Origin of the sequence: Corynebacterium sp. HMSC073B01 (assembly GCF_001838255.1) — a bacterium.
Taxonomy (GTDB): Bacteria; Actinomycetota; Actinomycetes; order Mycobacteriales; family Mycobacteriaceae; genus Corynebacterium; species Corynebacterium jeikeium_D.
This window is the reverse complement of the sequence record NZ_KV836176.1, coordinates 120,162-144,410: the sequence shown is the minus strand read 5'-3', so window position 1 is coordinate 144,410 and position 24,249 is coordinate 120,162. Positions and strand designations below refer to the sequence as shown.

General features: G+C 61.9%; 17 protein-coding genes and 2 tRNA genes. 14 read left to right on the top strand and 5 right to left on the bottom strand.

What is annotated here, in order from left to right; all coding sequences use genetic code 11:
• Positions 1 to 2: 2 nt before the first annotated feature.
• Together HMPREF2849_RS08170 and HMPREF2849_RS08165 are read right to left on the bottom strand one after the other, a co-directional pair.
• Positions 3 to 872: a hypothetical protein gene (locus tag HMPREF2849_RS08170; protein WP_070429499.1), complete on the bottom strand. Its 870-nt coding sequence runs from the start codon at positions 870 to 872 to the stop codon at positions 3 to 5.
• A gap of 146 nt (positions 873 to 1,018) precedes the next feature.
• Positions 1,019 to 1,252 (bottom strand): hypothetical protein, encoded by a 234-nt coding sequence (locus HMPREF2849_RS08165; RefSeq protein ID WP_048734899.1) that lies wholly within the window; start codon positions 1,250 to 1,252, stop codon positions 1,019 to 1,021.
• Positions 1,253 to 1,628: 376 nt separating this feature from the next.
• Between HMPREF2849_RS08165 and HMPREF2849_RS08160 the strand changes: the two genes are divergently transcribed.
• The 3 genes from HMPREF2849_RS08160 (at position 1,629) to HMPREF2849_RS08150 (ending at position 6,237) form a co-directional block, all read left to right on the top strand.
• Positions 1,629 to 3,152 (top strand): glycoside hydrolase family 1 protein, encoded by a 1,524-nt coding sequence (locus HMPREF2849_RS08160; RefSeq protein ID WP_070862856.1) that lies wholly within the window; start codon positions 1,629 to 1,631, stop codon positions 3,150 to 3,152.
• The gene (locus HMPREF2849_RS08155) at positions 3,149 to 4,456 is read left to right on the top strand and encodes an MFS transporter (RefSeq protein WP_016422298.1); all 1,308 of its coding nucleotides are present in this window, start codon (positions 3,149 to 3,151) and stop codon (positions 4,454 to 4,456) included. The genes HMPREF2849_RS08160 and HMPREF2849_RS08155 overlap by 4 nt, the downstream gene beginning before the upstream one ends.
• 260 nt (positions 4,457 to 4,716) lie before the next feature.
• Complete coding sequence (locus tag HMPREF2849_RS08150) at positions 4,717 to 6,237, top strand: alpha/beta fold hydrolase (protein WP_126107929.1); 1,521 nt, start codon at positions 4,717 to 4,719, stop codon at positions 6,235 to 6,237.
• Positions 6,238 to 6,275: 38 nt separating this feature from the next.
• Here HMPREF2849_RS08150 and HMPREF2849_RS08145 read toward each other — a convergent pair whose 3' ends face one another.
• The gene (locus tag HMPREF2849_RS08145; RefSeq protein WP_048735147.1) at positions 6,276 to 6,488 is read right to left on the bottom strand and encodes a hypothetical protein; all 213 of its coding nucleotides are present in this window, start codon (positions 6,486 to 6,488) and stop codon (positions 6,276 to 6,278) included.
• 186 nt (positions 6,489 to 6,674) lie between these two features.
• Positions 6,675 to 6,749, bottom strand: a tRNA-Gly gene (locus HMPREF2849_RS08140).
• Positions 6,750 to 7,312: 563 nt separating this feature from the next.
• On the opposite strand from HMPREF2849_RS08140, the gene HMPREF2849_RS08135 reads away from it, so the two are divergent.
• From HMPREF2849_RS08135 to clpX, 5 genes are all read left to right on the top strand, one after another.
• Positions 7,313 to 7,389: transfer RNA gene (locus tag HMPREF2849_RS08135), tRNA-Pro, on the top strand.
• The gene (tig, locus tag HMPREF2849_RS08130; RefSeq protein WP_101687704.1) at positions 7,362 to 8,825 is read left to right on the top strand and encodes a trigger factor; all 1,464 of its coding nucleotides are present in this window, start codon (positions 7,362 to 7,364) and stop codon (positions 8,823 to 8,825) included. Before HMPREF2849_RS08135 ends, tig begins: the two co-directional genes overlap by 28 nt.
• Positions 8,826 to 8,966: 141 nt before the next feature.
• The gene (locus HMPREF2849_RS08125; RefSeq protein WP_016422302.1) at positions 8,967 to 9,539 is read left to right on the top strand and encodes an ATP-dependent Clp protease proteolytic subunit; all 573 of its coding nucleotides are present in this window, start codon (positions 8,967 to 8,969) and stop codon (positions 9,537 to 9,539) included.
• A gap of 46 nt (positions 9,540 to 9,585) precedes the next feature.
• The gene (locus HMPREF2849_RS08120) at positions 9,586 to 10,209 is read left to right on the top strand and encodes an ATP-dependent Clp protease proteolytic subunit (RefSeq protein ID WP_369707172.1); all 624 of its coding nucleotides are present in this window, start codon (positions 9,586 to 9,588) and stop codon (positions 10,207 to 10,209) included.
• Between the two features lie 172 nt (positions 10,210 to 10,381).
• Entirely contained in the window at positions 10,382 to 11,644 is a 1,263-nt protein-coding gene (clpX, locus tag HMPREF2849_RS08115) for an ATP-dependent Clp protease ATP-binding subunit ClpX (protein WP_049190865.1), read from the top strand.
• A gap of 62 nt (positions 11,645 to 11,706) precedes the next feature.
• Here the strand turns inward: clpX and HMPREF2849_RS08110 are convergent, their stop codons facing one another.
• Positions 11,707 to 12,492 carry a TetR/AcrR family transcriptional regulator gene (locus tag HMPREF2849_RS08110; protein ID WP_049190863.1) on the bottom strand — a complete coding sequence of 262 codons (786 nt, stop codon included), beginning with the start codon at positions 12,490 to 12,492 and terminating at the stop codon, positions 11,707 to 11,709.
• 230 nt (positions 12,493 to 12,722) lie between these two features.
• On the opposite strand from HMPREF2849_RS08110, the gene HMPREF2849_RS08105 reads away from it, so the two are divergent.
• From HMPREF2849_RS08105 to HMPREF2849_RS08080, 6 genes are all read left to right on the top strand, one after another.
• Positions 12,723 to 13,706 carry a malate dehydrogenase gene (locus tag HMPREF2849_RS08105; protein WP_016422306.1) on the top strand — a complete coding sequence of 328 codons (984 nt, stop codon included), beginning with the start codon at positions 12,723 to 12,725 and terminating at the stop codon, positions 13,704 to 13,706.
• Between the two features lie 213 nt (positions 13,707 to 13,919).
• Positions 13,920 to 16,655 (top strand): valine--tRNA ligase, encoded by a 2,736-nt coding sequence (locus HMPREF2849_RS08100; protein ID WP_049170997.1) that lies wholly within the window; start codon positions 13,920 to 13,922, stop codon positions 16,653 to 16,655.
• A 224-nt stretch (positions 16,656 to 16,879) separates the two neighbouring features.
• Complete coding sequence (locus tag HMPREF2849_RS08095; protein WP_246819399.1) at positions 16,880 to 18,385, top strand: bifunctional tetrahydrofolate synthase/dihydrofolate synthase; 1,506 nt, start codon at positions 16,880 to 16,882, stop codon at positions 18,383 to 18,385.
• Positions 18,382 to 18,897, top strand: a complete 516-nt coding sequence (locus tag HMPREF2849_RS08090) for a DUF4233 domain-containing protein (RefSeq protein ID WP_070862855.1) — start codon at positions 18,382 to 18,384, stop codon at positions 18,895 to 18,897. Before HMPREF2849_RS08095 ends, HMPREF2849_RS08090 begins: the two co-directional genes overlap by 4 nt.
• An 84-nt stretch (positions 18,898 to 18,981) precedes the next feature.
• Positions 18,982 to 19,392 carry a nucleoside-diphosphate kinase gene (gene ndk, locus HMPREF2849_RS08085; RefSeq protein WP_038629458.1) on the top strand — a complete coding sequence of 137 codons (411 nt, stop codon included), beginning with the start codon at positions 18,982 to 18,984 and terminating at the stop codon, positions 19,390 to 19,392.
• Positions 19,393 to 19,963: 571 nt separating this feature from the next.
• Complete coding sequence (locus HMPREF2849_RS08080; RefSeq protein WP_070862854.1) at positions 19,964 to 24,052, top strand: translation initiation factor IF-2 N-terminal domain-containing protein; 4,089 nt, start codon at positions 19,964 to 19,966, stop codon at positions 24,050 to 24,052.
• Positions 24,053 to 24,249: the final 197 nt, after the last annotated feature.

Genomic DNA, 24,249 nt, shown 5'->3' with positions numbered 1-24,249 from the left:
TTCTAAATATCGAAACCGTCGAATCCGCCGTCGAAAAATCCGCCGCCGTCGCCGCCACCGAAGAGGCCGTCGAAGAAGCCTCCGCCGTCGCCTGCGTCACCGGCATCTGCACCGCCGCCACCGAAGTCGCCGCCAAGGTCATCTCCACCGAAATCGTCGCCACCGAAGTCTTCGGCTCCAAAGTCCTCGGTGCCGCCGAAGTCGTCAGCGCCGGTGCCCATGCCGCTGGCGAACTCATCAGCGCCGTAGGCAACACCGGCCATACCGTGGAAGAGGGTAGAGAACAGCAGCATCGAGCCTGCGGTCCAGACACCGGTGCGGAGCGCGGACTTCCACCATGGCTCGGAGTACCAACCGGCCGGAACCGGACGGCCAGCGACACGACCACCGGGGTAGTAGTTCGGAGTTTCCGGGGTGGCGTATGGAGAGGCGGTAACCGAGTGGCCTTCGTGCTCAATGGTGCGAGTTTCGGTCACAGAACCAGCGGCCTTCTGCCCCTCCAGCGGTGGCAGTGTCGGCCCCGCCGGCAGGCCCATAATTTCGCGAGCCGCATTGATGTAGTGCAGGCCCTCCAGCGCCGATTCGCGGGCCATTCGCGCCTGTGCCGGGGTGCGCGCAGTAGAAATCTGCGAGGAAGCGGCATTGTAGCGCTCGGATGCGTCAGCAAGAGCCTGCGTGGAAGCCGAATCGGTGCCAGCCAGGTTCAATACCTGTGAGCCCAGTCGCTCAATCCATCGGCGGGCGTCTGCGACGGCGTCTTCCAATTGATTGTTCTGGCGAGCATCAAAGGCCCTGTTAGAGCGGTTTTGAGCCATCGACGCGATGATAATTGCGCCGCCGACGGTGATCGCGATCAGGATTAAAGCCCCCATGGGCTAGGCCTCCAAAAAGGAAATTGCGGGTACTGCTTGTAATTACTTGAGATAACGCATGTAGAGCGAAAAAAGTTCCCGAGCTTACATATCTGTCCGACAGATGTAGCTCGGGAACCAGGAAATGATTGGGTATGGGTAGGTATCTATGATTCGGCGGAGTCGGTGCTCTTGGTGCGGCTCTTCCGATTGGCGTGCCATGCGCGAACTTCTTCGGAATCCCACAGGGTCAACCCATGAAGCTTCGCGACGGGTTCAGGAGCCTTCTTGCGGCCAGCGTAGCTGGTGAAAGTGCCACGTGCGGTGCCGGAAAAAGCAGCGCATTCGACCGCGGTCCATAGTTCGTGTCCAGTATCGGCATCGATAATGGTGGGCTTCATGGTGCCCAGAGTACCCGTAGCACTGGATCCTGAACAGAGGTCAGAAGAATTTCTGGTCCCCGGACGTCGGCTCAGAAAGTAAAAACCGGGAGCAATGCGCCCGGTTGCGTGGAGGGGATGACGGGAATCGAACCCGCGTCTTCAGCTTAGAAGGCTGACAAGTGGGGTTCCTAACGTGATTTTTGATTTTTTTTGGGGGGGGGACATCGTCAACAACGGGCCGGGGCTCCGATTCGTTCCAGGGGGAGCGGATTTTTCGCGAACGATCCGGTTGCTCTACTCGGTTGCTTTACGACGACCCCGTCGACGCGCGAAACCCATAATATTTTGTTTGAAAACCAAAAACTAGGCGTGATGTGTGACATAGGATGTCGGCATGTCAACCAATGTGCCTGCCAATGACCGAACTCTCCATCCTCAGCCGCGCACGTCGCCGCTCGCGAAGCCGTTGCATCACGACGTCGATCTGCGGGGTCTGCTGATCGGCACGGCGTCGGCCGCCGGGCAGATCGAGGGCGGTGACGAGAACAACGACTGGTTCGATTGGGCCCGCGAGCCCGGCAACATCGCCGATGGTTCGACCCCGCTGCGCGCCACCGACCACTGGAACCGGTGGCGGGAGGACAACGAGCTCATGGCGTCGCTGGGTCTGCCCATCGCTCGCATCGGCGTGGAGTGGGCGCGTATCGAACCGCGGCCGGGGGAGTTCGACCATGCGGTGCTGGATCGCTACCGTGAGGAGATTGCCGACCTGCGGGACAAGGGGATTCGTCCGCTGGTGACGCTCCATCACTTCGTCAATCCGCTCTGGTTCGCTCGGCGCGGCGGCTTCACCTCCGATGAATCGCCGGCGGCTTTCCTGCGCTATGCGGAGACGATCGTGCGGGCGCTCGACGACCTCGTCGACGAGTGGATCACCGTCAACGAGCCGAACGTGTACGCCACCCAGGCGCACATGTTCCGCTCGGGCCCGCCGGGCAACCGCTCGTGGGGCGACACGATGGCCGTGCTGCGCAACATGGCGGTGTCCCACATCCGCGGTTACGAGGTCATCCACGGCATCCAGGGGGATCGGGCGAAGGTCGGCATCGCCCACCACGCACGGGCGTTCGCGCCGCGCAATCCGCGCAACCCCATCCACCGCGGCCTGGCGCGGATCAATCGGCATCTGTTCCAGGACATCGTCGCCGACGCGCATCTGGCGGGGAAGTTCCATCCGCTGCTGGGCGGGGCGAAGGTCGGCCGCGGGTTGCCGTCGGGCCGCCACCACGACTTCCTGGGCCTGAACTACTACTCGCGCACGGCCGTCGACAAGTTCGACGACGGCACCTTCGTCGGGGCTCCGGTCAACGACCTCGGGTGGGAAATCCACCCCGAGGGCCTGGTCGAATGCGCCCGCGACCTGAACGAGCGTTTCGGCGGACCGGTCTGGATCACCGAAAACGGCACCTGCGATCTCGGCGATCTGGAGCTGTCGGTCGGTGGCGTGGACGCGGGCGTCGAAAAGCCGAATCCGGCCGGGGACTACGCCAACCCGGACGCCGGGGCTGCCGACCGCAGGCTGGAGTCGTTCCGGCCGCGGTTCATCCTGGAGCACCTGCGGGCCATCGCCGAGTCGGACGTGCCCATCGAGCGCTGGTACCACTGGTGCTTCGTGGACAACTGGGAATGGGCCGACGGCGAAGAGCCGCGATTCGGCATCGTCCACCTGGACTACGAGACGCAGGAACGGACGATGAAGCCGTCGGGCCACCTGCTGGCCGAGCTGGCCCGCACCGGGCGGATCACCCCGGAGCTGCACCGGCGCTACACCGCAGGCCGTCGTTACCCCGTCGCGGACGAACACACCGACCCCAACGTGCGGGCGCAGCCGCCGGAGCCGGATGGGGTGCAGGGATGAGCTCCTCCGAACACGCCGGCTCCTCCGAACGCGCCATCTCCGACGTCGGGCGTTTCACCGCCGACCCCGCCCAGCGCACGCCGGTGACCACCGGCTGGATCGTGCGGTACGGCCTGCTGTACCTGGGGCAGAACATCTCGTGGGCAGCGCCGACGCAGCTGTTGTTGGCGCAGCAGATCCTCATCTGGCATCCGGGGGAGAAGGAGGAGAAGTTCGCGCTCCTCATGGCGGTCGGCGGGTTCTTCTCCATCATCGGGCATCCGCTGGCCGGGTGGTTGTCGGACCGCACGGACACGCGCTGGGGCCGCCGCGCCCCGTGGATCCTCTTCGGCGGGCTGGCGGCGGCCGGGTCGCTGGTGTTCCTGGGCGCCGCGCCGGGCTTCATGGCGTTGACCATCGGGTGGGCGGTGTTCCAGCTGGCCATCGCGGCGTCAATCAACGCGGCCCAGGCGGTGGCGCCGGATACGGTGCCGGACAATCAGTACGGCGTGGTCTCGGGTGTGCTGGGGCTGACGTACACCCTCGGCGTGGTGCTGGGCACCGTCGTGGCCACGGTGTTCGACCTGGGGCTGGCGTACATCGTCACCGCGGCGCTGCTGCTGGTGCTCATCGGCCAGTTCCTGCCGGGCTTCCGCGACGTGTCCCGGGTGCGGTCGCAGGCGGCCGCATCTCCGGTGCTTGACGACGCCGGCGGGGACGCTGACGCCGTGGTGCCCGCCGTCGCCGAGGTGCCCGGAGGGCTCTACCGCGACTTCACGTGGGTGTTCATCGCCCGGTTCCTGGTGACCACGGGCAACTCGGTCGCGTTGTTCTACCTGTTCTATTACCTGCGCGATCACATCGGCCACCCCGATCCGGATGCCGGCGTACTCGTCCTCACCGGCGCGTATGCCCTGTGCGTCATCGTCACCGCAATCCTGTCGGGCAAAGTGTCCGACAAGATGGGCAAGCGCCGGGTGTTCGTGGCGTTGTCGTCGATGGGCGTCGCCGGGGCCTGCGCGATCATGGCGTTCGCCGGGAGCTTCGCCATGGTCGTCGGCGCGGCGGTGCTGTTGGGTCTGTCGTGGGGCGTGTTCATGGCCGTCGATCAGGCCCTGATCAACCAGGTGCTGCCCAAGGCCGATGAGCGCGGGCGTGACGTGGGCGTCATGAACCTCGCCGTCGCCGGCCCGAACATGGCCGCCCCGGTGCTCGCCGCCTTCGCGTTGGCGAACCTCGGCGGGTACCCCGGCCTGTACGTTTTCGCGGGCGCGCTCACCGCCGTCGGTGCGGTGCTGGTGTACCGGGTGCGGTCCGTGCCCTGATCTCCGTGCGTTGAACAGCGTGCGGCCGGTGCCTTAATCTTCGTGCCTTGAACGGCGTGCGGTCGGCGTTACGGTTTGATACCGTTCGTTGCAGTCGATGAAAGGTGTTTATCCCCGTGCGCCCCACGAAGAAGTTGTCCCCCGCCGCATTCGGCGCAGCGTCCCCCGCCGTCTCCTCTGTGGAGACCGGTGCCGAGGCCCGGTCCGCGAGCCGAGTCTCAGCGGCCCCGTCGTCCCGGACGTCCTTCGTCCGCAGGGCGTTGGCCCCGGTCACGGCGCTCGCGCTGGCGGGCACGTTGCTGTCGGTGCCGCAGGCGTCGGCCGGCGGCTCCGCCGGTCCGGCCGATCTCGGCGGGTTGGACTGGGGCGCGTGCCCGACCGCGGCGATGACCGCGCCGGGCACCGTGTGCGCGGACATCGACGTGCCACGTGATTATTCCGACCCGGAGGGCGCGACGATTTCCCTCACTGTCAGCCGGGTTCCGGCGACGGGGGAGCGCCGTGGCGTCATCGCAGGCAATCCGGGCGGCCCCGGCGGCGACGCGTTGGGAATGTTCTCCGACGAGGCCGTGAGGATGCCGACCGCCGTCCGGGAGCACTTCGACCTCATCGCCGTCGAGCCGCGCGGCCTGGCCTGGGGCACCCCGCTGAACTGCAACGTGGCGGACATCCCGATGACGGGTCTGCTCTCCGGGCAGGTCGGCGCGATGTACGCCTCCTGCGAAGCCAATGAACCGGGATACGCGGCGACCATCACCACGGAGAACACCGCTCGCGATCTCAACCATGTCCGCGACGTGCTCGGCCAGGACGTCATGCACCTCTACGGCCTGTCCTACGGCACGGATCTGATGAGCACGTACGCGACCCTGTTCCCGGACAAGACGGGCCGGATGGTGCTGGATTCCTCGGTCGATCCTGCCGACCGTTACTTTCGGCTCGGAGACTCGCGCGAGCCGTGGCGCCGCGAGGCTCTCAACGCGATGTTCCAGTGGATCGCCGACCGTGACGACGAGTACGGCCTGGGCACCACCGCCCTGCAGGTGTACGCGCGCTGGTCGCAGCGCATCAACGAGGAGGTTGGCGCGCCGGGTCAGGTCTACCCGCCGCCGACGCAGGTGGGCGACGTGCCCGCCGCCTTCGCCGACGACCCGGAGGCGTTCATGCAGCTGGCCGACGGCGTTCTGCCCGTCGCGTGGCGCAGCCATTCCTTCGCGGCGAACCTGATGCGCCCCGGCGCCGGCAATCAGTCGGTGCTGCTGCAGCAGACCTTCGCGGCGACGTACTCGGAGAGCATGTGGCCCGACATCGCCGACGCCGTGGTCACCGGCGAGGTGGAGACCCCCGAACTACCCGAGGGCGTGACCCCGGAAGACATGATGGCGCAGACCGAGGCGATGGGAACCATCGAGCGGGCGATCATCTGCAACGACAACGTCACCGCCGCCGACCCGTCCCGCATTCCCCGCACGTACCTCGACCAGTTCACCGGCGGCGACATCTTCCGCCTCAACGCCGATGCGCTGTCGTCGGGGCAGCTATGCCTCGGCTGGCCGGGGCAGGGCGCTGCCGTGGAACTCAGCGGCGACGCCCTCGAGTCGAAGCCGCTGCTGCTCCACTACGACCGCGATGCGGCGGTGACCGGCACGGGCGGCCGCGCGATGCAGGCGGTCATGGGCGGCGAGCTCATCGAGCTGCCGGGCCACGGCCACGGCGTGCTCGTCGCCCACAACGACGCCGACGAGATCGCCAACGTCGTCGCCGCCCACTACTTGGGCTGACCGGTCATGCCGGGCTGACCGGTCCGAGATTGGGCCGGCTACTTGCCCTTCGCCTCGTGGCCTTTCTGCCACTCGCGCACGTCGTCGGAGTTCCGCGGGTTCAGCCCGTGGAGCTTCGCCGCCGGCACCGGCGCTTTGCCACGGCCCGCATAGCTGGTGAACGTGCCGCGCGCGGTACCGGTGAACTCCGCGCATTCGGCGACGGTCCACAGCTCGACGCCGGTGTCCTTGTCGATGATGCGAGGATTCATGCCGCCGGGACTAGTTGTGCGTGACGACGGCAAAAGACCCGACATGACAGTGCCACCGACTTGTTACCGACGCTGTATGAAACCGTGACGCGCGCACGCGGTCGTGACATGCCTGTGACGGATTTCGGGACGGATCCCGTCAAAAAGAAGAACACCCTCCGACGCTGGCCGGAGGGTGCTTTCACATGGAGGGGATGACGGGAATCGAACCCGCGTCTTCAGCTTGGAAGGCTGAGGTATTAGCCACTATACGACATCCCCATAGACAGAAATCCGGTTTAGATGCGCACTCGCCTCAACCAGACCGTGTCTTGGTACAAGGCATATTAACTCGTTAAAGCGCACATACAAAAATCGATGCCAGGTTTTTCTCGAAGGATTTAAAGAAAAGTGGCTGTGGCCGGGAAAAACAGAAAATGAAACTAAAGCAATATGGGGTATATGAAACAGGCGTATAGCCGTTGATTACACTGTCACACGACTCAACAAAGGGGCAGTCGTTTTAGGCGGCTTCTTTGGGGAGTCGGCCGACGAATGGAGTGTTTGCAGTAAACGAGGCCGCCAAAAGCAGTGCCGAGGTGATGCAAACGCCCTGTGATATGCATGGTTTTCATGAAACCGGTAGTAGTTGGCAGGTTGGCTCTCGATGGCGTCGTAAAGCGTTTTCAGACAGAGCATTAGCCTGGTTGAACGCGTGGTTTTGTGATTTCATTAATCGTCAGGTAAATCTATACGGGTCCGTTGTGGAAACGCGATTTCGCGCCTATGAGGGCCCCGGTGCAGATGCTCCAAAGGGGTTTCTGCTAGGTTTCGAATGACGCATACGGGGTATGGCGCAGCTTGGTAGCGCGTCCGCTTTGGGAGCGGAAGGCCGTGGGTTCAAATCCCGCTACCCCGACCAGTATCACGGGCACTCCCGTGGTCTATGAATTAATCATCGAGTTGCAGGAGAGTGCACCAGTGAAGTCTTCCGTTGAGAAGCTCAATGAGACCCGAGTGAAGATTACCGTCGAGGTCCCGTTTGACGAGCTGAAGCCAGAGTTCGACAACGCCTACAAGGCACTGGCTCAGCAGGTCCAGATTCCGGGCTTCCGTAAGGGCAAGGCACCTGCAAAGTTGATTGAGGCCCGCTTCGGCCGCGGCCCAATCCTGGAGCAGGTGCTCAACGACATGGTTCCGTCCCGCTACGACGAGGTCGTTCGCGAGGAGGACCTGAAGGTTATCGGTCAGCCTGAGGTCGACATCACCAAGCTGGAAGACGGCGAGCTCGTTGAGTTCACCGCTGAGGTCGACGTCCGTCCGGAGATTGAGCTGCCGAAGTTCGAGGACATCGCAGTTGAGGTTGATCCGCTGGTCGCCGACGACGAAGCTGTTGAGGCTGAGCTGCAGAACCTGCTCGCTCGTTTCGGCACCCTGACCGGCGTCGAGCGTGCAGTCGAAAAGGACGACTTCGTCTCCATCGACCTGTCCGCCACCATCGACGGCGAAGAGCTGGAAGAGGCCTCCACCGAGGGCCTGTCCTACCAGGTCGGCTCCGATGACCTGATTGACGGCCTGGATGACGCTGTTGTCGGCCTGTCCCAGGGCGAGTCCAAGGAGTTCACCACCAAGCTGGTTGCTGGCGAGCACGAGGGCGAGGACGCTCAGGTCACCGTTACCGTTCAGTCCGTCAAGGTCCGCGAGCTGCCGGAAGCTGACGACGACTTCGCTCAGATGGCTTCCGAGTTCGACACCATCGACGAGCTGAAGGAAGATTTGGCTCGCCAGGTTGAGAACACCAAGAAGGGTGAGCAGGCTCAGCAGGTTCGCGACAAGGTTCTGGCTGCCGCTATGGAGCAGACCACCATCGCTCTGCCGGAGGGTGTTGTCAAGGAGCAGGTCGAGGGCCAGCTGCAGCAGCTGCTGGGTCAGTTCGGCGGCGACGAGAAGGTTCTGAACTCCATGCTGGAGGCACAGGGCACCACCCGTGAGCAGTTCGACGAGGACTCCAAGAAGTCCGCTGAGGAAGCTGTCCGCACCCAGCTGTTCCTGGACGCACTGGCTGAAGAGATCCAGCCGGATGTTTCTCAGCAGGAACTCACCGACCACATCCTGTTCACTGCTCAGTCTTACGGCATGGACCCGAACCAGTTCATCCAGCAGATTCAGCAGTCCGGCCAGCTCGGCAACCTGTTCGCAGACGTTCGCCGCGGCAAGGCTCTGGCTACCTCGATCCTGAAGGCTTCCGCCAAGGACACCGAGGGCAACGAAATCGACCTGAACGAGTACTTCGGTGAGGTCGAGCCGGAGGCTGAGAAGGCTGAGTCCGACAAGGCTGAGGACACCTCCGCTGAGTAAGCCCCGCAATTAGCGCGGCGCGTTCGACATGACGCAACGCTTATAGCGAACAAGGGCCGTTCCCGAAACAAAGGGGCGGCCCTTTTCGTTACCCTCTAATGAACGACAAAACTCGCACACGTACGAAAAAGGAGTACACCGATGAGCGATAACGCCCAGATGTCGACGAACACGGTTTTCGACAAGCTGCTCAAGGAGCGCATTATTTGGCTGGGTGAGCAGGTCGACGACGAGATTGCCAACAAGCTCTGCGGTCAGATGCTGCTCCTGGCAGCTGAGGACCCAGAGGCGGATATCTCGCTGTACATCAACTCCCCGGGTGGCTCCGTCACCGCCGGCATGGCCATTTACGACACCATGCAGTTTGTTCCGTGCGACGTGGCTACCTACGGCATGGGCTTGGCAGCTTCCATGGGCCAGTTCCTGCTCGCCGCAGGTGCTAAGGGCAAGCGTTACGCGCTGCCGCACGCCCGCATTATGATGCACCAGCCATCTGCAGGTATCGGCGGAACCGCATCCGACATCACCATTCAGGCTGAGCAGTTCGCTGCCACCAAGAAGGAGATGGCTCGTCTGATCGCGCAGCACACCGGTCAGCCGGTTGAGCGCATTGAGGAAGACTCGGACCGCGACCGCTGGTTTACCGCAGCTGAGGCTAAGGAATACGGCCTGGTTGACCACGTCGTGACCGCCCTCAAGGACACCGCACGCTAAAAGCGGACAGTAGCGAATAATTAGAGGCGATTTAATCAACATGGAGATGAACAATATGCAGATGCCGCAGTCGCGCTACGTGCTTCCTTCTTTCGTGGAGCACTCCAGCTTTGGTGCTAAGGAATCCAACCCATACAACAAGCTCTTCGAAGAGCGCATTATCTTCCTCGGCTCCCAGGTCGACGATACTGCCGCTAACGACATCATGGCGCAGCTGCTGGTGCTCGAGGGGCTGGACCCGGATCGTGACATCACGATGTACATCAACTCCCCAGGTGGCTCCTTCACGTCGCTGATGGCCATCTACGACACGATGCAGTACGTGCGTCCCGACGTGCAGACGGTGTGCCTGGGCCAGGCTGCTTCCGCGGCAGCCGTCCTGCTCGCTGCGGGTGCACCGGGTAAGCGTGCAGCTCTGCCGAATGCGCGCGTGCTCATTCACCAGCCGGCCACCCAGGGTATCCAGGGCCAGGTTTCCGACCTGGAGATTCAGGCGAACGAGATCGAGCGCATGCGCAAGCTGATGGAGGAGACTCTGGCTCGCCACTCCGGTCGCACTGCAGAGCAGATCCGCAAGGACACCGACCGTGACAAGATCCTGACCGCTGAAGAGGCCGTCGAGTACGGCATCATCGACCAGGTCTTCGAGTACCGCAAGCACAACGCTTAAAAGGGGACATGGTCTCTCTGGCGTGCTGCGCACTGGCCGTCGTAAAGCGCCGAGCGAGATTGCGTGAAATTCGCCTCGCCCTGGCGTGGAAGCCGGTAATTGCGCACACTCACGGTAGGCTGGTCTGAAGCAATTATTGGCAACGAAGCGGAAAGGCGGCGGCGGGAGCCTCATGGCGCGTATGCAAGAAAGTGCGGATTTGCTGAAGTGCTCTTTCTGTGGAAAGAGTCAGAAGCAGGTCAAGAAGCTGATTGCCGGACCTGGTGTGTACATCTGTAATGAGTGCATCGAGCTCTGCAACGAGATCATCGAAGAGGAGCTCAACACCGGCGGCGAGGCAACTGGCAACGACGACCGCCTGCCGCGGCCGATGGAAATTCGAGACTTCCTCGATGAGTACGTCATCGGCCAGGACATGGCTAAGCGCACCCTAGCGGTAGCGGTCTACAACCACTACAAGCGCCTTCGTGCTGCGGAGACCAAGTCGGACAACGACGTCGAGCTGCAGAAGTCGAACATCCTCTTGCTGGGGCCGACTGGCTGCGGCAAGACGTACCTCGCGCAGACACTGGCTCGCAAGCTGGATGTGCCGTTCGCGATTGCTGACGCCACCAGCCTGACCGAGGCCGGCTATGTCGGTGAGGACGTGGAGAACATCCTGCTGAAGCTGCTGCAGGCGACTGATTTCGACGTCGAGAAGGCACAGCGCGGCATCATTTACGTCGATGAGATTGACAAGATTTCGCGCAAGTCCGAGAACACTTCCATCACTCGCGATGTCTCCGGTGAAGGTGTGCAGCAGGCGCTGCTGAAGATTCTCGAGGGAACCGTAGCCGCCGTGCCCCCGCAGGGTGGGCGCAAGCTGCCGAACCAGGAGTTCATTCAGTTCGACACTTCCAACGTCCTGTTCATCGTCGCCGGTGCGTTTGCCGGTCTGGAAAAGGTCGTTCAGGAGCGAGTCGGCAAGAAGGGCCTGGGCTTCGGAGCAGATGTCACCTCGGCTAACGACGAGGACATGAAGGATCCATTCCGCGACGTGCTGCCGGAGGACCTCGTTCGATTCGGCCTGATTCCCGAGTTCATTGGCCGCCTGCCCGTTATCGCATCGGTCACCAACCTCGATGAGGACGCGCTGGTTCGCGTACTCACCGAGCCCAAGAACTCCCTGGTCCGCCAATACCAGCACCTGTTCGACATGGATGGTGTGCGCCTCACCATCGACGACGAGGCACTGCGCGCCATTGCTGCCAAGGCGATTAGCCGCAATACCGGCGCCCGTGGTCTGCGCGGCATCATGGAAGAAATCTTGGTTCCCGTGATGTTCGACGTACCAGAGCGTGACGACGTTGCGGAGGTCATTGTCCACAAGGAATGCATCACGGACGGTGCAGCGCCAGAACTCGTTGAACGCAGCGCGGACAAGAAGACTGCGTAAAGGTAGCTGAAAACCCGGTTAGAGCGCCTGCTCTAACCGGGTTTTGATGTCTGTGGGGAGCCCTAGTCGTCCATGCCGTAGATGTCGCGGTAATCCGGGGCATCATCAGCAGCCAAGTCCTGAGTCTCTGGGTTGGGCTGATCGCCATAGACCTCTGCGCCAAGCGCGGACGAGTTCGCGCCATGGGAGGCCAGCAAGGAAGTGTACGAGCTTCCCGGTTCGTTGCGAGGCGAGGATGTCAACAGGCTGGTCACGGTGTCCTGTGCGAACTCACGCAGCTTGTCCGACAGCACCGTCGACTGCATTTCAATGCCGTAGAGGTTTTCAAAAGTCCGTTGGTGCAGGGTGGGGAAGGTGGCCAGTGAGAGCACGAGAATATAAAGATCAAGTGCGGAAATGTCAGTGCGGAATGCACCGTAATCGCGGCCGAGCAACAAGATGCGGTCAAACTCCAAAACAATTGGGCTCTGACCACCAAGCCCAGTCACGCCTTCTAGCGGCAGGACCGGATGTAGGTTTTCCTGGATGATGAACCGCACGGCGAGCGGGTTCGCCGAGAAGTAGTCATAGATAACACCGACCACATGCTGCAGGGCTTCCACCGGCACATTGGAGTGCGGGCGCAGGTCGTCGTCGTCAGGCCTTACGGTCTCCAGCACATGTGCCCACGTCGCCCTGTAGAGTCCCAACTTGTCACCACAGTGGTAGTGAAGCATGCGCTTGGAGACACCAGAGGCGGCAGCAATGGCATCCAAACGGGCATCTGCATACCCCTTTGCGGTGAATTCTTGAAGTGCTGCCACCAAGACTGCATGGGGGATTGCATCAGAGGAGCCTGGAGACTTCATGAAAATCCTTTGCTTGGACTAGAGAGAGACTAAGGGGTTTTGGCTATCTAACGGGGGTGAAATTGGTCAGTCGCGGACTTCTTTCTAGTGAAATGAGTACACGACCGTAAGTCATGCCTAATGCTATCCGTTTTTCAGAAATGGCCTGAGCGCATCGCCCCCGTCTGCGCCAATTCTGTAGTCGCATTAGAGTGGGCAGCGAATTGATTCTCTCTCGAGAAAGGCCTGAAGTGAACAAGACTCCCGTAAAGGTTGCAGTTACCGGCGCCGCCGGACAGATCGCTTACTCCCTGCTCTTCCGCATTGCCAGCGGTTCGGTTTTCGGCCCTGAGACCCCGGTTGAGTTGAACCTGCTGGAGATCACTCCGGCGCTGCACGCCACCGAAGGCGTCGCCATGGAGCTGTTTGACTCCGCCTTCCCGCTTCTGACTGGCATCAACATCACCGATGATCCGGCAAAGGCATTCGACGGTGCCAACGCCGCCTTCCTGGTCGGTGCAAAGCCGCGCGGCAAGGGCGAGGAGCGCTCCGCACTGCTGGGCGCCAACGGCAAGATCTTCGGCCCGCAGGGTGCTGCACTGAATGATCACGCAGCAGACGACATCAAGGTTCTGGTTGTCGGCAACCCGGCCAACACCAACACCATGATTGCCGCATCCCACGCTAAGGACATCCCGGCAGAGCGCTTCACCGCCATGATGCGCCTGGACCACAACCGTTCCCTGTCTCAGCTGTCGGAAAAGATTGGTGTTCCGACCACTGAGATCAAGAACATGATTGTCTGGGGTAACCACTCCGCAGACCAGTTCCCGGACATCACCTACGCCACCATTGCAGGCGAGAAGGTCTCCGACAAGGTGGACGCTGCGTGGGTCGAGCAGGACTTCATTCCGCGTGTCGCCAAGCGTGGCGCAGAAATCATCGAGGTCCGTGGTTCCTCCTCCGCAGCTTCCGCTGCCGCAGCCGCAGTTGACCACATGCGTGACTGGGTCACGGGTACCCCAGAGGGCGAGTGGGTCTCTGTCGCCCTTCCGTCCGATGGCTCCTACGGCATCGACGAGGGCCTGGTCGCTGGTGTTCCGTGCTACGCCAAGGACGGCGAGTGGGTTCGCGTTGAGGGCCTGGATCTCTCCGAGGTTCAGCGCGCTGGCATCGAGCGCAACGTCAAGGCACTGCGCGAAGAGCGCGAGGCTGTTAAGGACCTGCTGGTCTAAGAGCTGTTCAACGGCCGTTTAGAGGCGCTCTCTTGTGATGATTTCACAAGAGAGCGTTTTTATTTTGCGCGGTAATCGCGGTTTGGCTCGGAGCGGGAGAAAGGCTTGAATTAGGCGGTGTATAAGTCGCTGATGGCAGATATGGGTGGGGCGCAAGGGCCGTCGTAAAGCCCCTGGAAAACCAAATCCGGGCAAGGCGCTAAGATGTGACGCGTGACTGAGAACAACGTGGACCTAAACAGAGCAGATAAGTTGCCCAAGTCGTGGAACCCGGCTGACGTGGAGTCGGACCTGTACCAGGGCTGGGTAGACGCTGGCTATTTCGAGGCTGATCCGTCTAGCTCCAAGCCGGCTTACTCTATTGTGCTGCCCCCGCCGAATGTGACGGGTCAGCTGCACATGGGCCACGCACTGGACCACACTTTGATGGATGCGCTGGTGCGCCGTAAGCGCATGCAGGGCTACGAGGTGCTGTGGCTGCCGGGTATGGACCACGCGGGTATCGCAACGCAGACCAAGGTCGAGGCGATGCTGAAGGAGTCCGAAGGTAAGGACCGCTTCGATTACGGCCGCGAGGAATTCGTGGAGAAGGTCTGGGAGTGGAAGCACGATTACGGCGGACGTATCGGCAACCAGATGCGCCAGATTGGTGACTCCCTGGATTGGTCACGTGAGCGCTTCACTCTGGACGAGGGCCTGTCCCGTGCGGTTCAGACGATTTTTAAGGAACTGTTTGACCGCGGCCTGATTTACCGCGCCAAGCGCATGGTCAACTGGTCGCCAGTGCTGCAGACTGCAATCTCGGATATTGAGGTCAAGTACGAGGACGCTGAAGGCGAGCTCGTGTCTTTCCGCTACGGCGATGGGGAGGACTCCATTGTTGTGGCGACGACTCGTGTGGAGACGATGCTGGGTGACGTGGCAATTGCCGTGCACCCGGAGGATGAGCGCTACACGCACCTGGTGGGCAAGGTTCTGGACCACCCGTTCCGCGAGGACCTGAAGATTCAGGTCATCGCCGATGACTACGTGGACCGCGAGTTCGGTACCGGCGCGGTGAAGATCACGCCGGCGCACGATCCGAATGACTTCGCTATGGGCCAGCGCCACGACCTGGATATGCCGGAGGTCATCGACACCACTGGCCGTATCTTCAACACTGGCACGCGTTTCGACGGCATGGATCGTGCAGAGGCCCGTACTGCGCTGACGGAGGCGCTGCGTGAGCAGGGACGCATTGTCAAGGAGATTCGCCCGTATGTTCACTCGGTTGGTCACTCGGAGCGCTCGGGTGAGCCGATTGAGCCGCTGCTGAGCTTGCAGTGGTTCGTTAAGGTCGATGAGCTGGCCAAGATGTCCGGCGATGCTGTTCGCGAGGGCGACACGGTTATTCACCCGGCTTCGCAGGAGCCGCGCTGGTTCGACTGGGTCGATGACATGCACGACTGGTGTATTTCCCGTCAGCTGTGGTGGGGCCACCGCATCCCGATCTGGTACGGCCCGAATGGCGAGGTCGTCTGTGTCGGCCCGGATGATGAGGTCCCGACGGGCGACGGCTGGACGCAGGATCCGGATGTGCTGGATACCTGGTTCTCCTCTGCGCTGTGGCCGTTTTCCACGATGGGTTGGCCGGACGCCACCCCAGAGCTGGAGAAGTTCTACCCGACATCCGTGCTGGTCACCGGCTACGACATTCTGTTCTTCTGGGTCGCGCGCATGATGATGTTCTCGACCTTTGCTGCCACCCTGCCTGATTCACCGCTGGGCAAGGGTCGCGACGGTCGTCCGCAGGTGCCGTTCAAGGATGTCTTCCTGCACGGTCTGGTCCGCGATGAGCAGGGTCGCAAGATGTCGAAGTCTCTCGGCAACGGCATTGACCCGCTGGACTGGGTGCGTGATTACGGTGCGGACGCACTTCGCTTCACGCTGGCTCGTGGCGCTAACCCGGGCTCTGACCTGCCGGTCGGTAACGACGCCGCACAGAGCTCCCGTAACTTCGCTACCAAGCTGTTCAACGCCACCCGCTTTGCACTGATGAACGGTGCCCACGTGGGCGAGCTGCCGGACCGTGACCAGCTCACCGACACCGACCGCTGGATCTTGGACCGCCTGGAACAGGTCCGCGCCGAAGTCGACTCTGCGCTGGATAAGTACGAGTTCTCCAAGGCCAACGAGGCCCTCTACCACTTCGCATGGGACGAGGTCTGTGACTGGTACCTGGAGATGACCAAGGTTGACTTCCCACGCCTGAATGACGGCGAGACCATGACCGAGGAGCAGGCCGCCCGAGCCGCCTCCACTCGTCTGGTTCTAGGCCGCGTGCTGGATACGCTACTGCGTCTGCTACACCCGTCCATGCCGTTCGTCACGGAGACGCTGTGGAAGGCGCTTACCGACGGCGCGGAGGGCTTCGAGGACTCTCTGGTTATTTCCGCCTGGCCGGATGCAACCATGACCACCGACGGCGCTGCTGTTGATGAGGTTGCCGCACGTCGTATTGCCGATGCCCAGAAGTTGGTCACCGAGCTGCGTCGTTTCCGCAATGACCAGGGTGTGAAGCCGTCGCAGCGCGTGCCGGCACGCATGAACCTGGCGGATGCTGATCTGACTGCTCAGGAAGAGATGATTCGTTCGCTGGCTCGTGCTGAGGCACCGGAGGACGGCTTCACCGCTACCGCTTCCATTGAGGTGCGCCTGTCTCAGGCCACGGTCCTGATCGAGCTGGATACCTCCGGCACCGTCGACGTGGCCGCTGAACGCAAGCGCCTGGAAAAAGACCTGGCCAAGGCCGAGAAGGAACTGGCCGGCACCGAAAAGAAGCTCGGCAACGAGGCCTTCTTGTCCAAGGCTCCGGAGCAGGTCGTGGAGAAGATCAAGACTCGCCACCAGTTCGCACTGGAGGAAATTGACCGCATTAAGGCTCGTTTGGAGGGACTTCCGCAGGCATGACCGAACCACGGGATATCGAACCTCGGGGTGCTGAATCACACGATGAGATTGCAGGGGAGATTCGTTTGAATCTTGGTGGCGGCGACGATTCGGTGACGCAGGAAGAGTCTGCGCTGCGAGAGGAGTCCACTGCAGCGCCTGAGTTCGAATTCGATCCGGCTGACTCCCAGATCGTCGAGGACCTCGAACCTCGCGAAATCGCCGGTGTGATGGCTGATGACCGCATGCCCGATGACATGCGCCTCGGTGAGGTCTCCGTGTCCGAGGAAGGCCTGAGCCTGCCGGTGGATGTGGATCGCCCAGTCAATGAGCCGGCTCCGCTGGAGGCCACCGCCGAGGAGCTGCGCGAGCTCGCAGAGGTGGAAGCCGAGCTGGATCAGCGCTGGCCGGAGACCAAGATTGACCCGTCGCTCGAGCGAATCGAGATGCTGATGGACATCCTTGGCCATCCTGAGCGTGCCACTCCGGTCATTCACGTTGCCGGCACGAATGGCAAGACTTCCACTGTGCGCATGATTGAGTCGCTGGTGCGCGCTCTCGGTCGTCGCACCGGCCGCACCACCAGTCCGCATCTGCAGCTGGTTACCGAGCGCATCGCCATCGATGGCCAGCCCATTCATCCACGCGATTACGTGCGCATCTGGCGCGAGATTCAGCCCTACGTGGAAATGGTTGACGCCAAGTCCGCCGAAAAGGGCGGCCCGCAGATGAGTAAGTTCGAGGTCCTCACGGCCATGGCCTACGCTGCCTTCACCGACGCTCCTGTCGATGTCGCCGTGGTGGAAGTCGGCATGGGTGGCACATGGGATGCGACCAACGTGGTGGAGGCCGACGTGGCAGTCATCTGCCCAATCGGTCTCGATCACACGGAGTACCTCGGCGATACCCTGGCTGAAATCGCTTCTGAGAAGGCCGGCATCATCAAGTCGCGGTGGAACAAGGACGACTTGCTCACGCCACCGGACAATGTCGCCATTGTCGGCGAGCAAGAGCCGGAAGCAATGGACGTCGTTTTGCGACGTGCCGTGGAAATGGACGCCTCCGTCGCCCGCGCTGGAGTTGAGTACGGCGTCGTCAGTCATCAGCTGGCGGTCGGCGGGCAGAACCTGACGCTCAAGGGCCTGGCCGGCGAGTATGACGACATCCATCTGCCGCTGCACGGTCCGCATCAGGCGCGTAACGCAGCCACAGCACTGGCTGCGGTGGAGGCGTTCTTCGGCGCAGGTCCGGGGCGTCCGCTCAACATTGATGCGGTTCGCGAAGGCTTTGCGACGGTCGCATCGCCCGGCCGCCTGGAGCGCGTGCGTTCGACCCCGACGGTGTTTATCGATGCCGCCCACAATCCTCACGGTGCCCGTGCGCTACGCACGGCGCTCTCCGCTGAGTTCGACTTCCGCCGTGTCATTGGTGTGCTGTCGGTGTTGGGGGAGAAGGACGCTCGTGGGCTGCTGGTGGAGCTGGAGCCGTACTTCGAAGAAGTGGTAATCACCCAGAACACCTCGCCGCGTGCGCTGCACTACGACGACCTGGCTGACCTTGCGGAGGAGATTTTCGGCGAGGAGCGCGTGCATCGCGTGCCAACTCTGCCGTCCGCCGTTGAGCTAGCTGTCGCGCTGGCTGAGGAAACCGACACCGGTGACGGTATTGTCTCTGGTTCCGGTGTGATTGTCACTGGATCTGTTGTTACCGCGGGCGAGGCCCGGACACTATTTGGAAAGGACCCGCAATGAGCGAATCTCAGGCGAGCCAGCCACAGGGCAATGGCGCGGAGGATTACACCGCTGCCGACCGCGAGGCCCTGCGCGCCTACCGCGAGGGGCGTGACCTGAGTGAGGGTGGCAAGTATGGTCCGCTCGGTGCGGGACACGATTCGGCTAAGGACCCGCTGAAGGGTCTGCGCGGTGTTATGTCCGGCACGCTGATCATGCAGGCTATCTCGGTGCTGCTTGGTCTGACTGTGGTCACGCGCATTCCCGACGGTCAGATTAACCAGACCTTCTCGGTTACGTACATCACCATCCTGGGCCTGGCTCTGATTGCGATGGCTTTCCTGCAGAAGCAGCCCTGGGCGCTGAAGGCCAACATTGTACTGCAGGTCTTTGGTGTGCTGGCTATTTTCACACACGTGTCGATGGGCGTGGTGGGTATCTTCTTCGCACTAGTGTGGGCCTACATTCTGCACCTGCGGAAGAACCTCATCCAGCGTATGGAGCGCGGTCTGTTGACCACCCAGCACTCGTAGATCTCCCGCGCTCGTAGTCGCGACTTTCACCCCGCTGCACCACCACTCCGGTGCAGCGGGGTTTGTCATAGTATGATGCTCACCATGACTGAACGTACTCTTATTCTGATCAAGCCGGACGGCGTTTCCCGCGGTCTGGTCGGCGAAGTTATCTCCCGCATTGAGCGTAAGGGCCTGAAGCTGGTCGCGCTTGACCTCCGTGTTGCTGACGAGGCAACTGCGAAGGAGCACTACGCAGAGCACGTCGATAAGCCGTTCTTTGGTGAGCTGGTTGATTTCATCACCTCTGCACCGCTGGTCGCTGGTGTTATCGAGGGCCCGAACGCAATCGCTGCTTGGCGTCAGCTCGCTGGCGGCACTAACCCGGTTGAGGCCGCAACTCCGGGCTCCATCCGCGGTGACTTCGCACTTGAGGTTGCTAACAACGTTGTTCACGGTTCCGATTCCCCGGAGTCCGCTGAGCGCGAGATTGGTATTTGGTTCCCGAACCTCTAAACGTTGACGGTTCAGCATTGACCCGTGAGCGTTGAACTGGCGCCGAACTGAGCAAGCAATTGTTTGCCGGTTCGGCGCTTTTTGCTTGTCGACGACCGTGGGGCGGCCCTTCAGCGGGCTGCACGTGTGAATGCGGGCACGGGCTGCAAATGTGAAACTGTAGGAGTTTATGACACTTTCCGGCAATTTTTCAGGCCATTTCTGTCATAAACGCAGTCAGTAACTCGGATTGGCCCGCCGCCACCAATGTCGGTGCGCGCCACCTGCTCGATATGTGCGACAATGGACAGCAGCAGTAGTGCCCGGGAGTTCGCTCCGGCGGATGAAATATGCCGCATGTGATCGCTGAATCCCCGAGTCAGCCGGTAGGCCTGCCAATAAGACTTTCATAATTGTTCATCGTTTTCGGCCCTCTATCTGCGCATTTGGCGCAAATGAAGTGGCTGTCGCAACATCGTTGCTCCGCCTGGTTTCCAAGGCCACAACGGATGTAGGCGCACATGAAATGACAAAGAGTGTGCTTCCTGTTGTCGGGTTTTGCGTGGTGGGGTGTCAAGGAGAAACAAATACAGTGGCAAATTTCAGCCAGGATGTTGTCGCTAAGGCACGCGAATTTGATCGTGAGTCAGCGGCTCTGAAAACCCGAGTCCACCACCTGGCCAAGAGCTTGGGGTTGACCTCGAAGGAAACCATCGAAGCACTGGGGCACGCGGGGATCGTCGTAAAGTCCGCTGCGTCCACCATTAATCAAAATCAGCTCGACGCAGTGCTGAATTTCATCGGTGATCATCCAGAGGATGCCTCGCTTGACGACGGATCCGCTGCGACCAAGCCAACCGGCGAAAAGCCAGCCGCGAAGGAAAAACAGTCGGCAGGTAAGCCGAACGCGGCAGATGAGAAGTCGGACGAGCAAACTGCAGCTAAGTCCGAGAAGAAGCCAGCTGCGAAGAAGAGCGGCAAGAAGTCGGCTGCGAAGAAGGCCACAAAGAAGGCTGCGCCGAAGGCAGAAAAGAAGGCCGACCAGAAGGCAGCTCAGAGCGAAGCGGAGTCGGACGCAGCGCCTGCCGAGGAAGTGACCGAGAAGAAGGACACCAAGAAGTCCTCGGCTAAGAAATCCTCGGCAAACCAGAGCGCAGAGAAGCAGGCTGAAGAGAAGCAGAGCGCAGAGAAGAAGAGCACGACTAAGAAGCGAGCAACGCGTAAGCGGGCTGTGAAGAAGACCGCTGGCGCTCCGGAAGAAACCGCTGCGAAGGACGAGCAGAAGGACTCGAACTCGGTCGTCGAGGAAGCTGTTGAGGCTGTAGTTCAGTCGTCGTCGAAGAAGGCTGCAGATAAGAATGCTTCCGATAAGAAGGCTGCCGACACCGTAGCCGAGACCGCTGAGAAAACCTTCGCTGAGGAAGCTTCCGCCGAAGCACCTGCTGCAAAGAGCGCTGCAGTGACCACACGTCGTGGTCGCCGAGTTCGCCGTGCGGTCCGCACGACCAGCGCTCCAGCAGCAGAGGAGATTCAGGAAGCGCAAGAGCCGCAGAAAACGCAAGAGCCGCAGGATACGCAGGCAACTCAGAGCGAAGCCCTGCAGGACATCGAGCCGCCGGTAGTCCCGGAGCCGCCGGTTGCGGAAGAGCAGACCGCGTTTGCGCCTATCTTCCTGGCGCCGCAGGCTGTTCCGGCCTCGGCCAAGGATTCGGCCACCGAGGATGCTGCTTCGGCTGACAGCGGTGCCTCCAACCAGGGCACCGATGACAACGCGGGGGAGGGGCAGGACGGCTCGTCGTCAAGCGAAACGGAGCGTCAGCCGCGCCCGCGTCGTCGCCGTCGTGGACGTGGGCGTCGTAATGATGACGCGCAACAGGCGGAGAAGACCACCGAAAACACAGAGCGCGAGGAAGAGGAAACCCGCGAAGAGGTCGAGGAACCGCAGGCGATTAAGGGATCGACTCGCCTGGAGGCGCAGCGACGTCGCCGTATCGAGCGTCGTGAGGAATCGCGCAAGCGCCATGTAATCTCGGAGGCGGAATTCCTGGCTCGTCGTGAGTCGGTGGAGCGCACGATGGTGGTGCGTGAGCGCAAGCGCCATGACCACGCGGGCATTGTCACTGAGGTGGGTGTGCTGGAAGATGACCTGCTGGTCGAGCACTTCGTTACCTCTGACACGCAGACCACGCAGATCGGCAATATCTACCTCGGTCGCGTGCAGAACGTCCTGCCCAGCATGGAAGCGGCGTTCATCGATATCGGAACCGACCGCAACGGTGTCATTTACGTAGGTGACCTGAACTGGAAGCTGCTGGGCACGAAATCGCGTTCGCGCAAGATTGAACACGCGCTGAAGGCCGGCGACCAGATTCTGGTCCAGGTGTCCAAGGATCCGATTGGTCACAAGGGCGCGCGTCTGACCACTCACATTTCGATGGCTGGTCGATTCCTGGTGTACGTGCCGGGCGGCCGGAGCGCGGGTATTTCCCGCAAGCTGCCGGAGCCGGAGCGCAAGCGCCTGAAGTCGATTCTGAGCGAGGTTACGCCGGAGGGCTCGGGCACGATTATCCGTACCGCAGCCGAGGGTGTGTCCAAGGAGGCCATCGAGGCCGACATCAAGCGCTTGGAGTCGCAGTGGCAGGAGATCTGGGAAGCCTCCGAGGCAGCGAAGGCGAAGCGTGGAGCAAAGCCGATTGCGCTGTACGAAGAGCCAGACATGCTGGTCAAGGTCGTCCGCGACGTCTTCAACGAGGACTTCTCGCGTCTCGTGGTGGAGGGCGATCGCCCGTGGAACACAGTGACGGACTACATCGGCGACCTGGCACCAGAGCTGGAGCCGCGACTGCAGCGCTACTTCGCCAAGGAGCACGGCGGCGCTGATGTCTTCGAGCACTTCCGCATCGATGAGCAGCTGGCCAAGGCACTCGACCGCAAGGTCTGGCTGCCTTCGGGCGGCACGCTGGTCATCGACCGCACCGAGGCCATGACGGTCATCGACGTCAACACCGGTAAGTTCACCGGCGCTGGCGGAAACCTGGAAGAGACGGTCACTCGCAACAACCTGGAGGCCGCTGAGGAAATCGTCCGCCAGATGCGTCTGCGCGATCTGGGCGGCATGATTGTCGTCGATTTTATCGACATGGTGCTGCCGGAAAACCAGGACTTGGTGCTGCGCCGTCTGAAGGAGGCCCTGGGCCGCGACCGCTCGCGTCACGAGGTCTCCGAGGTCACCTCGCTCGGCCTCGTCCAGATGACTCGCAAGCGTCTGGGCACAGGCCTGCTGGAGACCTTCTCCACGCCGTGTAGCTGCTGCAATGGCCGCGGTCTGATTATCCACATCGATCCGGTTGAGCAGGACAATCAGGGCCGTGGCCACAAGAATGGCCGTCGCAACGACGAGCAGGACAAGTCCAAGCGCCGCAACAAGTCGCGCTCGGAGCACAATCCGGCCAACCACCCGGCCGCGCTGGCCATGCACCGCGATCAGAGCGACCAGGCAGGCTCTTCCAAGGCAACGCGTGACGACGACACGGAGACCAACCAGCGCGATAAGGACGCAGCCGACAAGCGTGTCGCAGCTGCTGTCGAAGCTGTCATCGTCTCTTCTGAGAACGATGAGCCGAAGCCGCCGCGTCGTCGCCGGGTTCGTAAGAGCCAGGGCCGAAACGATGAGCAGCGACAGAACGGCCGTGGCCGTCAGGAGCGCCGCGAGCGTACTGAGCAATCGGAGAACTCCAATGACCTGGCTGCTCTGGCTGCCGCAGCTGTTGCGGAAGCCCGTGAGAAGGACCCAGAGGAGCCGTCGGATGACCGTTACATGCCGCAGGAGGGGCAGCGCCGCCGCCGTCGGGCTACGCGTCGCCGTGTAGCGGAGCATGTTGCCGTTGATTCGGCTGCACGCGACGCTGATGACCGCGACGAAGAATATGGTGATCGTCGCAAGCGTTCGGAGCGCCCGACCCGTGCTGAGCGTGCCGAGCGCACCGATAACGGTGGAGGCCGTGGCGACGCTGAACGCTCCAGCAGCGCTAGCGCTCGACATCGCCGTCGTCGCGCTGTGCGTCGTACTGCTGTGGATGAAACCACTGCGCCTCAGGCTGGGTCTCAGGCAGCTTCCACCACAGATGTGAGGGAGCCAGCCAGGAATGGCAAGGGCGGCAACGCTAACAAGACCGGTAAGGCTGTGGCCGAGGAGTCCCAGACCTATGAGGAGGCGAAGGAGGCGTTCGAGCGTTCTCCACGCCGTCGTCGTCCGACGCGCGGTAACTCTCGCTCGGATCGCGCACCGCGCCGCGAGGACTTCGAGTCCACTAAGCCAAAGGCGGACGCTGAAGGCAGCAAGGGCGGAGATCGTGCGAAAGACAACCGCGATGACAGCAACCGCAGCACCAACCGCAGCGCCAACCGCAGTGGCGGTGGACGCCGCTCGGGCAAGTCACGGGTTGAGGTCGTAGCGGTCCAGGGCACGGGAGCTCGCCGTAATCGCCGTCGGGCGGTGCGCAGGGTCTCGTCGCAAAGCGATGCCGGAGCGACTGCGCCGAAGCAGCGACAGGGCGCTTCAAACCGCGCTACTAAGCCAGAGCAGAAGCAGGCTAATCGCGGTGCTGCGGCGCCGGAGACGAAACCGGCCAATCGTCGTCGCCGCGTGCGTCGTGCGGTGCGCCGAAGTGGCCAGAACTAGGTATTGGAAACCTGGAGTAAGACCAGATAGAAGGCTGTTTTCCGTTCCCTAAAGCAGGGGGTGGAAAGTGGCTTCGGAAACTGCCCGGGAAGACCGTGAAAACCAATGGGGGACAGGGTCTTACTCGGGCAGTTTGTAATTTAGGGGGATTTTTCGCTACTCTTGACCAGTCGCTGATTAGTAGGCGTATCTGGTCA